This is a genomic window from Natrinema versiforme (assembly GCF_005576615.1).
Classification (GTDB): Archaea; Halobacteriota; Halobacteria; order Halobacteriales; family Natrialbaceae; genus Natrinema; species Natrinema versiforme_A.
Map to the genome: position 1 here is coordinate 181,126 of NZ_CP040330.1, position 9,480 is coordinate 190,605.

9 protein-coding genes are annotated in these 9,480 nt (G+C 66.0%); 5 read left to right on the plus strand and 4 right to left on the minus strand.

The genetic code is table 11. From position 1 onward, the window contains the following. Nucleotides 1-53 precede the first annotated feature (53 nt). The 3 genes from FEJ81_RS00880 to FEJ81_RS00890 all read left to right on the plus strand — a co-directional run bounded on the left by FEJ81_RS00880 (nucleotide 54) and on the right by FEJ81_RS00890 (nucleotide 1,800). Nucleotides 54-830 (plus strand): TrkA C-terminal domain-containing protein, encoded by a 777-nt coding sequence (locus FEJ81_RS00880; RefSeq protein WP_138243492.1) that lies wholly within the window; start codon nucleotides 54-56, stop codon nucleotides 828-830. Nucleotides 831-908: 78 nt separating this feature from the next. Further along, the gene (locus FEJ81_RS00885; RefSeq protein WP_138243493.1) at nucleotides 909-1,307 is read left to right on the plus strand and encodes a DUF2267 domain-containing protein; all 399 of its coding nucleotides are present in this window, start codon (nucleotides 909-911) and stop codon (nucleotides 1,305-1,307) included. A 70-nt stretch (nucleotides 1,308-1,377) separates the two neighbouring features. Then, nucleotides 1,378-1,800 (plus strand): DUF2267 domain-containing protein, encoded by a 423-nt coding sequence (locus FEJ81_RS00890; RefSeq protein ID WP_138243494.1) that lies wholly within the window; start codon nucleotides 1,378-1,380, stop codon nucleotides 1,798-1,800. A 35-nt stretch (nucleotides 1,801-1,835) separates the two neighbouring features. Here the strand turns inward: FEJ81_RS00890 and FEJ81_RS00895 are convergent, their stop codons facing one another. Beyond that, nucleotides 1,836-2,105: a DUF7553 family protein gene (locus tag FEJ81_RS00895; RefSeq protein WP_138243495.1), complete on the minus strand. Its 270-nt coding sequence runs from the start codon at nucleotides 2,103-2,105 to the stop codon at nucleotides 1,836-1,838. Nucleotides 2,106-2,445: 340 nt separating this feature from the next. On the opposite strand from FEJ81_RS00895, the gene FEJ81_RS00900 reads away from it, so the two are divergent. Together FEJ81_RS00900 and uvrB are read left to right on the plus strand one after the other, a co-directional pair. Further along, on the plus strand, nucleotides 2,446-3,801 hold the full coding sequence (locus FEJ81_RS00900) for a sodium/calcium exchanger protein (RefSeq protein WP_138243496.1): 1,356 nt from the start codon (nucleotides 2,446-2,448) through the stop codon (nucleotides 3,799-3,801). A 77-nt stretch (nucleotides 3,802-3,878) separates the two neighbouring features. Further along, nucleotides 3,879-5,933 carry an excinuclease ABC subunit UvrB gene (gene uvrB / locus FEJ81_RS00905; RefSeq protein ID WP_138243497.1) on the plus strand — a complete coding sequence of 685 codons (2,055 nt, stop codon included), beginning with the start codon at nucleotides 3,879-3,881 and terminating at the stop codon, nucleotides 5,931-5,933. 72 nt (nucleotides 5,934-6,005) lie between these two features. Here the strand turns inward: uvrB and FEJ81_RS00910 are convergent, their stop codons facing one another. From FEJ81_RS00910 to FEJ81_RS00920, 3 genes are all read right to left on the minus strand, one after another. Further along, a complete protein-coding gene (locus FEJ81_RS00910) occupies nucleotides 6,006-6,203 on the minus strand; it encodes a hypothetical protein (protein ID WP_138243498.1) in 198 nt (65 codons plus the stop codon). Between the two features lie 474 nt (nucleotides 6,204-6,677). After that, entirely contained in the window at nucleotides 6,678-7,943 is a 1,266-nt protein-coding gene (locus tag FEJ81_RS00915; protein ID WP_175416332.1) for an outer membrane protein assembly factor BamB family protein, read from the minus strand. A gap of 128 nt (nucleotides 7,944-8,071) precedes the next feature. Continuing rightward, nucleotides 8,072-9,298 (minus strand): putative manganese transporter, encoded by a 1,227-nt coding sequence (locus FEJ81_RS00920; protein WP_138243500.1) that lies wholly within the window; start codon nucleotides 9,296-9,298, stop codon nucleotides 8,072-8,074. Nucleotides 9,299-9,480: the final 182 nt, after the last annotated feature.

Consider the following 9,480-nt stretch of genomic DNA (forward strand, 5'->3'; position numbering starts at 1 on the left):
GAACACTCCGGCACGGGATACAAACCGGCCGTCGCTCCTATCTCCGGGGACGAATGTACGCGCTCGTTTCCCTGATCGTCATCATCTCGCTGTCGATGCTCGTCGTTCGGACGGGGACCGTCGCGCTGACGATGACCGGTCTCTCGCAGGAGGTCGCCTCCTTTCAGTCGCTGTCCGCGTACTCGGGAGCCGGCTTCACGACCGACGAGGCCGAGGAGATCACCGCCTATCCGAGTCGCCGTCGGACCGTCAAGATGCTGATGCGGCTGGGGAACGTCGGACTCGTCACGACGATCGCCTCGCTGGTCATCTCGCTGACCGATCCCGTAACGCGGTCCCGGCGGCTGGTCCTTCTCGTGGCCGCCTGTCTCGTCCTGCTCGCGCTCGCTCGCAGCACGTGGTTCAACGAGTTGCTCACGCCCGTGATCGAGCGGGCGCTGTCGCGGTCCGCCCGGTTCCGACTGCGCGATTACACCGGTCTGCTCAACCTTGACCGGGAGTACCGCGTGGCCGACATCGCCGTCGACGAGGGCGAGTGGCTGGCCGGCGAACGGCTGGGCGACCTCGAGTTGCGCTCGGCGGAGGGGGTGACGATCCTCGGCATCGAGCGCGATGACGGCACCTACATCGGCGCGCCGTCGGGCGAGCACAGGATCCATTCCGGCGATCGCGTCATCGCCTACGGGCAGGAAGAGCGCCTGCGGGAGTTGGCCGACCGAGCCGAGGACGACGACGCGGCTCACGAGGCGGCAAAGCGCGCTCACGACCGACAGGTCGACCAGGAGCGCGATCTCGATCCGAAACGGCCGCTGTCCGCGATTGGGGAGTGATTCGACTGCGCTCCCGACCGCGCCGTTGCCGGCAGTCGCTGGCCAAATCCCAAGGGACGGCTCCGTCCAACGGCCGGTATGGAACGCCACGACTTCTACCAGTCGGTCGAACAGCAGGCGGCTCTCGCCGACGAAGCCGACGCGAGAGACGCGACCCACGCGGTGCTGTCCGCGCTGGGCGAACGGCTGGACGACACTCGCTCACAGCGTCTCGACGGCGAGTTGCCCTCGGAGCTCGGGGAGCAGCTCGCCGAGGGGCCGTCGGGCCGCTCGCTCTCGTACGACGAGTTCCTCGATCGCGTCGAGACGCAGACCGACCGCGCCGATACCGGTGATCCCGAGGCGGTCTCGCAGGCTGTCGTCGGAACGCTGCTCGAGCACGTCGACGAGGACGAGGCCGACGACCTGCGCGACCGACTCGAGGCGTTCGGCTACGAGGCGACCGTCCCGGAGTCGGGGCCCGGCGCGGGGGGCTAACGCCGACGGCGGCGCGACCCCGGCAGGTGCCGCCCGAACCGTGACGTGGCGAGTCGCCGTGGCCACGGACATGGACCAGGAAGCACTGCTCGAGACGGTGGGCGACCGCGCCGCCGCCGACGCGGACGAGGACGCGGCAACGGACGCGACGCGGGCGGTCCTCGAGACGCTCGGCGAACGGCTGAGCGAGGACGAGGCCGCGGACCTCGCCGCACAACTTCCGGGAGATCTGAGCCAGCACCTCACGCGGGGCGAGTCGGGCCAGCGCTTCTCCGAGGAGGAGTTCGTCTCTCGGATCGACCAGCGCATGGACACCGTCGAGTTACACGGCGAGGAAGCGGCGACGACCGTCCTCGGAACGGTCCTCGAGGCGGTCGACGAGAGCGAGCGCGCGGCCGTCGTCGACCAGTTCGAGCACTACGGCTTCGAGGAACTGCTCGCGGAGACGGACGCGGACGTCGACGCGGCCGATCGCACGCCGGGAGAATACTGATCGTCGCGGTTCGGTACCGCCGTCCGTTCGTGTTCTCAGGCCTGATCGACCGTTTCGCGGTAGTCCTCGACGGACTCGATCGCCGATTCGACTTTGTCCTCGGTGTTGCCGTCCGCCTGCTCGCGGACCTGTCGGAGCGTGTTGAGTCGCTCGTCGAGGATCGCGTGATCGGGCGCCGTGTCGCTCATCACGTAGTCGGCGAACGCGTCGGTGGTCTCGCGGATGTCCTCGCGGACGTCGTCGCTGTCGGCCGATTTCGCTGCCTCCTCGAGATCGTCGCGGGCCTGCTGGAGTTGCTCCGTCATGGGCGGACTGACGGGGACTCGAGTCATAACGGTTGGGCGAGCAATCGCCACGTCCGTCCGAGACCCGAACGCGTCAGTTCCTGCTGAACGTTTCGCGGGTCACGGCCGGGGGTCGATATACCGACCGACTGATCAGCCGCGCAGTTCGTCTCCGGTACTGGCGCCTATCTCTCTCCCTGCTACTGGCGCATTCGGCCGCCATAGCCTTCGAACCGAGTAGATCGTCGAATGTCGACAAAATCGGGATTTCGCTTCCTCGAGCCATGACGCTCTCGAAATCGTCCGTCAGTGCCATATCTTGTGGCTTATATGGGGAGCCATCCTGTTCAGTATTGAATACATGTCGTCTCGGTTACGCCATCCGCTCGTCGCCGTCATCGTCACGCTGCTCTTGACCGTTCCGTGGATCGGGACGTTCCTTTCCTACGGCGGTTACGGAACCGTCCATCCGAGCGAAAACATCGCGGCCGGTCTCGCCGTCGCCGTCGCCGGAACCGCGATCCTCGGCGCGGCGTTCCTGCTTGCGTGGGCGGCCGAAACCGCCGAGAAAGACGTTCCGCAGGCGTTCGCCATCGCGGTGCTGGCAGTCCTAGCCGTGGCTCCCGAATACGCCGTCGACGCGCTGTACGCCTGGCAGGCCGGCGCCGGCTCCAGCGAGGCGGGCAACCTCGCGGTCGCCAACATGACCGGTGCGAACCGGATTCTCATCGGTCTCGGCTGGTCGGGGATCGCGCTGTTCAGCATCTACCGCGCGACGTACACGGCCGATCCGGCGGTCGAACACCGCTCGGGAACCCTCGCGGACGTGGTCACGCTGGACCGCGCGATCTCCCTCGAGATCGTGTTCCTCCTCGTGGCGACGGCCTTTGCGTTTCTCGTCCCGCTGGGCGGCGGTATCGGGATGGTCGATACGCTCGTTCTCGTCGGCCTCTACCTGCTCTACCTCCTCGTGATTATTCGGAGTGACGTCGACGAAACCGAAGCACACGTCGGTGTGCCCGCATACTTCCAGGGCCTTCCCACGCTCCAGCGGGTGGCAGTCGTCCTCTTCGGATTCGCGTTTTCGGGGGCGATCATCTTCACTGCGGTACATCCGTTCGCGGAGGGCCTCGAGCAGGTGGGCCTCCAGTACGGCATCCCCGAGTTCTTCATGATCCAGTGGCTCGCTCCGCTGGCCTCGGAAAGCCCCGAGTTGATCGTCGTCGCCTATCTCGTGAACAAAGCGCGGACGACCGCGGGATTCAACGCGCTCATCTCCTCGAAGCTCAATCAGTGGACGCTGCTCATCGGGACGCTCGCGGTCGTCTACTCGATCTCCGCCGGGAGCGTCGGAACGCTCCCGTTCGATTCGAAGCAGGTCGCAGAGATCTGGATCACCGCGGCCCAGAGCTTCTTCGCGATCGCCATCCTGACGAACTTCGAGATCAGCACCCGCGAGGCGCTCGCGGTGCTCGGACTGTTCGTCACGCAGGTCCTCGCGGAGTTCTACGTCATCCGGGCGTACACCGAGCCGGTCGTGACGGAGCTCAGTATGACCATCCTCTACGGCTACACCGCCGTGTACGTCCTGCTCGGTCTCGCCTTGTTCGTCCGGCGACGCGACAGCGTCCGCGAACTCCTCGAGCGGACCGCGTTGACTACGCGGGCAGCGATCGGTCGAGGGCCCAGACCGTCCCAGACGGAGCACGCGGACTGACTCATCGGTCGCCGTCGTCTCCGCTCGCGGTCGCGTAATGCGAGCGCGTAAAGTGCCTTGACCTCTTGATACCGATAATGAGTGACGCGCAAGGTCCCCTCCAGCCGGACCGTCCGGATGTCGATCGGCCGTTTCGGGTCGATGCCCCCTTCGAACCCGCGGGCGATCAGCCCGAGGCGATCGAGCAACTAGCCGACGGATTCCAGTCGGGGATGGACAGACAGACCCTGCTCGGCGTGACCGGCTCCGGGAAGACCAACACCGTCTCGTGGACCGTCGAGGAGATTCAGAAGCCGACGCTGGTCATCGCCCACAACAAGACGCTGGCGGCCCAGCTCTACGAGGAGTTCCGGAACCTGTTTCCGGACAACGCCGTCGAGTACTTCGTCTCCTACTACGACTACTACCAGCCCGAGGCCTACGTCGAGCAGAGCGACACCTACATCGACAAGGACGCTTCGATCAACGACGAGATCGACCGCCTGCGCCACTCCGCCACCCGGTCCCTCCTCACGCGCGAGGACGTCATCGTCGTCGCCTCGGTCTCCGCGATCTACGGCCTCGGCGACCCGCGAAACTACATCGACATGTCCCTGCGACTCGAGGTCGGCGAGGAGGTCGGCCGCGACGAGTTACTCGCACAGCTCGTGGACCTGAACTACGAGCGCAACGACGTCGACTTCACGCAGGGCACCTTCCGGGTGCGGGGCGACACCGTCGAGATCTACCCGATGTACGGCCGCTACGCGGTCCGCGTCGAACTCTGGGGCGACGAGATCGATCGCATGGTCAAGGTCGATCCGCTCGAGGGGACGACCCACGGCGACCAGCAGGCGGTGTTGATCCACCCCGCGGAGCACTACTCGATTCCGGAGACGAAACTCGAGCAGGCGATGGACGAGATCCGCGACGATCTGGACTCCCGGATCTCCTACTTCGAGCGGAAAGGCGACATGATCGCGGCCCAGCGCATCGAAGAGCGAACGACCTTCGACCTCGAGATGATGCAGGAGACGGGCTACTGTTCGGGGATCGAGAACTACTCGCTGTACCTCTCCGACCGCGAGTCGGGCGAGGCCCCCTACACCCTCATGGACTACTTCCCCGACGACTTCCTGACCGTGGTCGACGAGTCCCACGTGACTCTCCCCCAGATCCGGGGCCAGTACGCCGGCGACAAGTCCCGGAAGGAATCGCTGGTCGAGAACGGCTTCCGGCTACCGACCGCCTACGACAACCGCCCGCTCACCTTCGAGGAGTTCGAGGAAAAGACCGACCAGACGCTGTACGTCAGCGCGACGCCAAGCGACTACGAGCGCGAGGAGAGCGAGCGGATCGTCGAACAGATCGTTCGGCCGACCCACCTCGTCGACCCGGCGATCGAGGTGTCGGACGCCAGCGGACAGGTCGACGACCTCATGGACCGCATCGACGACCGGATCGACCGCGACGAGCGCACTCTCGTCACCACCCTCACCAAGCGCATGGCCGAGGACCTGACCGAGTACCTCGAGGAAGCGGGCGTCGACGTGGCCTACATGCACGACGAGACCGACACCTTGGAGCGCCACGAGATCATCCGCTCGTTGCGATTGGGTGAAATCGACGTGCTCGTCGGGATCAACCTCCTGCGGGAGGGACTGGACATCCCCGAGGTCTCGCTGGTCGCGATCCTCGACGCCGATCAGGAGGGCTTTCTGCGCTCCGAGACGACGCTCGTCCAGACGATGGGCCGGGCGGCCCGGAACGTCAACGGCGAGGTCGTCCTCTACGCCGACGAGCCATCCAACGCGATGGAATCCGCGATCGAGGAGACCCAGCGCCGCCGCGAGATCCAGCAGGAATACAACGAGGAACACGGCTTCGAACCGACCACGATCGAGAAGGAGATCGGCGAGACCAATCTGCCCGGGTCGAAGACCGACACCAGCGAGGTCTCCGGTCGGGAACTAGAAGACGAGGACGACGCCGCCCGCTACATCGACGAACTCGAGGCCCAGATGGAGGAAGCCGCGGGCAACCTCGAGTTCGAATTGGCCGCTGATATTCGCGACCGGATTCGCGAAGTGCGCGAGGAGTTCGAACTCGAGGGCAGCGATGATGGAATTGCGCCGCCGAGCGAAGAATTCTAGGCGTAGTGGCCGGCAGACAGGGCCCCGCGAGCGCAGGCGCTCGCGGACGCCGTCACACCCTCGAACCGGTAATCACTCGCGCTCGAGGGTGCCCGGAGCCACCGAGCAGCCACAGGGAGAGGCGGTGGCCGTGATGGGGCCGGTGACGGTCACGACCCAGACGGGGCGACCACAACGAGGGCAGTCGGGAACTGCCCACTCCTCGCCGTCTATCTCGTCGGCCGGCTCACCGGCGGATTCGACCGGTTCCGGGCCGGAATCCTTGGTCATCGTTCCCCCCGCGGGTAGCGTGGCTGGTACCGGAGATCGAGGGCTGTCGCTCGTCGTTGATTCCATCGCCGTGCGGGACGTTTATATCCCGGTAGAATGTACGCAATCATGGCTTGCAAATCCCGCTTAGGGGATTGGAAGCCAGTCTCGGGTGTTCTGAGCACCCGGGGCGTTTCGACGGCCGCCCCCAACCGGTCGTGCGTTCGGAGACGGGCTTCCGGTTGAATGTTGGTTCGTTGTCTCTTATAACTACTGGTGGTGGATGAGAAAGTATCGTCTGCGGCCCGAGTACCGCGGATCGCTACGGGCTGTCGTTCCCGCGGAACGACGAGAGTGCGGATCGGTCACTGCGGCTTGATACGGCAGTCGCCCGTCTCGACGAGCGGATCGTTCGCTCCGCGAGCCGTTCCGAACGAACCCGGCCCGTTCGGCCGTTTGACCGCTCTCGAGAGCGGGAGAGCGCCGAGTTGCCGATCAGTCCGTCCGAATCGCGGCGATCGCTCCCTCGGCGAGGGCGTAGACGTCGCCGTCTACCTCGAGTAACGTGTCGATAGCGGCCTCGAGCGAGAGGGCCCAGCGCTGCGTGCCCGTGTTACTGTCCCACTTTTCCACTCTGTTACTGCCGGCCGACGCCGCGACGAACGCGTCCTCGAGCGCGAGGACTTCCAGCGGTGCGTAGACGAACTCGTCGGCACTGTGGCTCTTCGACTGCACTGTGACGGACAGCCCGTCCTCCCACGCGACGGTTCCGTCCGGTCGGCGTCCGACGAACGTCCCGTCTCCGTGGGCCAGAACGATCAGTTCTGACGTCGTCGTGACGACGCCGCGACCGGATTCGGTCCAATCGACCGTTCCCGTCGACCGATCGATCCACGCGGTCGTCGGAAGGCGTTGCTTCCAGCCGGTCAGGTTCCCAGTCGTCCACGGCGTACTCACGAGGACCGCTTCGTCGACGGCGGCCACCGGTTCCACCTCCGAGATGTCGAACTCGCTGTCCAGTTCCGTCGACCACCGTTCCCGTCCGGACTCGAAGTCGATCGCGTGGAGGCGGCGCGGCTCGGTTTCGGTCTTGGTAGCGGCGTACACCGTCCCGTCGATCACACCGCAGTCCCAACTGCGGACTGCGGGGGCTTCGAATCGCCACTGTTCGGTGCCGCCGTCGACGAGCGCGAGGAATTCCCCCGACGAGTCGTCGGGTATCGACAGCACGATGTTCTCGTCGGCGACGGCTTCCACCAGGCTCCCTTGACCGGCCCGAAACCGCCACTCGGTGGTCCCGTCGTTCAAGTCGACGCCCCTGTACTCCTCGTCGGTGACGATCCCGAACGTAGCGGTGTACGCGTCGACCGCGCCCCCGTCCCACGTCCACAGTCGATCTCCCGTTTCCGGGTCGAACCCGACGGTCTTCCGGTCGTCGAAGTCGTAACAGACGAGCGCCGATTCGGCTCGATGGAGGGAGGTGTACCGTTCGTCGACCTGCCAGCGTTTCGCACCGCTCGAGCGATCGATGGCGACGACGCCGCCGTCGCCGTGGCCGTAGTACCCCGACTCGTCACGTTCGAGGCCGGTAATCGACCCGACTCGGTGCCGCCATGCGACCTCACCGTTCGCTCGATCGAGGCCGACGATCTCCCGCTCGGTAGCGATGACTGTCTGCGTTTCGTCGCCATCGATAGCTTGGATGTCCGGCGCGTCGTACCGCCACGCGACTGACGGCGACTCGGAACTGGTCGATCCCATGCAACCGGCTCCTGTCGCGACCGCGCTGACCCCTATCGTTTCGAGAATATCACGGCGACGCATCTCTCACACGTACGAACTATTATTTCAAGAACCTTTACATCCGTACCGAGAGCGGGAGGACCGTCTTACAACACGCCGAAGCCGAACTCCGCCATGCCGAAGACAGGCCCCCACAGGAAGTGGAGCGCGACGCCGACGACGACGGCAGGTAGGAAGTTGTAGATCGAGGCGACGATCGCCGCCTTGGCGTCGACGGCCAGCAGCGGGAACAGGGCGTCCCCGTCCTGACAGATCGCGTTGGCGGTGAGCGCGGAGAAGGGGAGCTCGCCCCCGGCGTAGACGCTCGCCAGCAGGATCTGCGGGCCGCAGCCGGGGATCAGCCCGACGACCGCGCCGCCGATCGGGGCGAGGACGCCGGCCGCCGCGGCGAGGCTGGCGACGTTCACCCCGGTCAGGAGGACGCCGTACTCGTAGAGCAGGAAGGCCGCGAGCACCCAGACGGTGACGAAGCTCGTCTCCATCGCCGCGTGGGTGAGCGTGTCGTAGACCGACCCGAAGGAGTCTCGAGCGCGGGCGATCTCCCCTTCGCCGACGTAGTGGCGGCCGATCGCGTAGAGGTACAGCGACAGCGCGGAGCCGACGATGCCGACGACGGTGAACAGACCGTCGAAGCCGACGCCGAGCGTGATCGGTACCTCGGGGCCGCCGCGGAGCAGGTAGAGCGTGCCGAGGACGAGTCCCGCGACGGCGATGGCCCACCACGCGACGTGTGCGAGATGGGAGAGCGGCGTGAGCACTCGAGAGCGTCGATCCGGTCCCGTTTCGTGGGCGTGGGTCGGTGCCGGGCCGCCGTAGTCGTGGGCGGGGTTCGGCCCGACGCCGCCGTTGACCACTGCTCCGCCGTCCGGGGTCGCGTCGGGCGAGAGGTGCGCGACGGCGGCGTCGATTCTCGAGACGCCCAGCCCAACCGAATCGACGAGGTAGCCGGTCGCGACGGAGGCGACGAAGGCGATGGCGTAGGCGTACAGCGCCGCTTCGGGAGCCAGCGCGAGGATGACGAACGCCGAGTCACCCGCGGTCGCGCCCAGCGTCGCGACGACGGTGCCGAAACTGACCGTCCCGCGGACGTACAGCGGCATGACGACGATCGCGCCGCCACAGCCGGGCGTGAGCCCGAGCAGGCCGCCAAACAGCACCTGCAGTCGCTCGTTGTCCTCGATCGCGGCGATCACGGCCCCGTCGGTCCAGTACTGGAGCAGCCCGAACGCGAGCACCGTCACGGCGACGAACGCACTCACCTGCACGTAGCCGTCCCGCAGCGACTCGAGGAGAACCGTTAGAAGCTCGTTCATGGCCGGTCACTCGCGGGGTGCGAGTTCGCGGCTCGAAGATTAGACATCTCTAAACAAGAGTTTAGCAGCATAGAATAAATAGTTGCTGGTGGTGGCAGTCTCTCGAGAGAATCACCGAACGAGCGCTCACGCGGCCTCGTCAGTGTGCCGGTGGTGACGACGACGGATGGACTGGCTCGCGT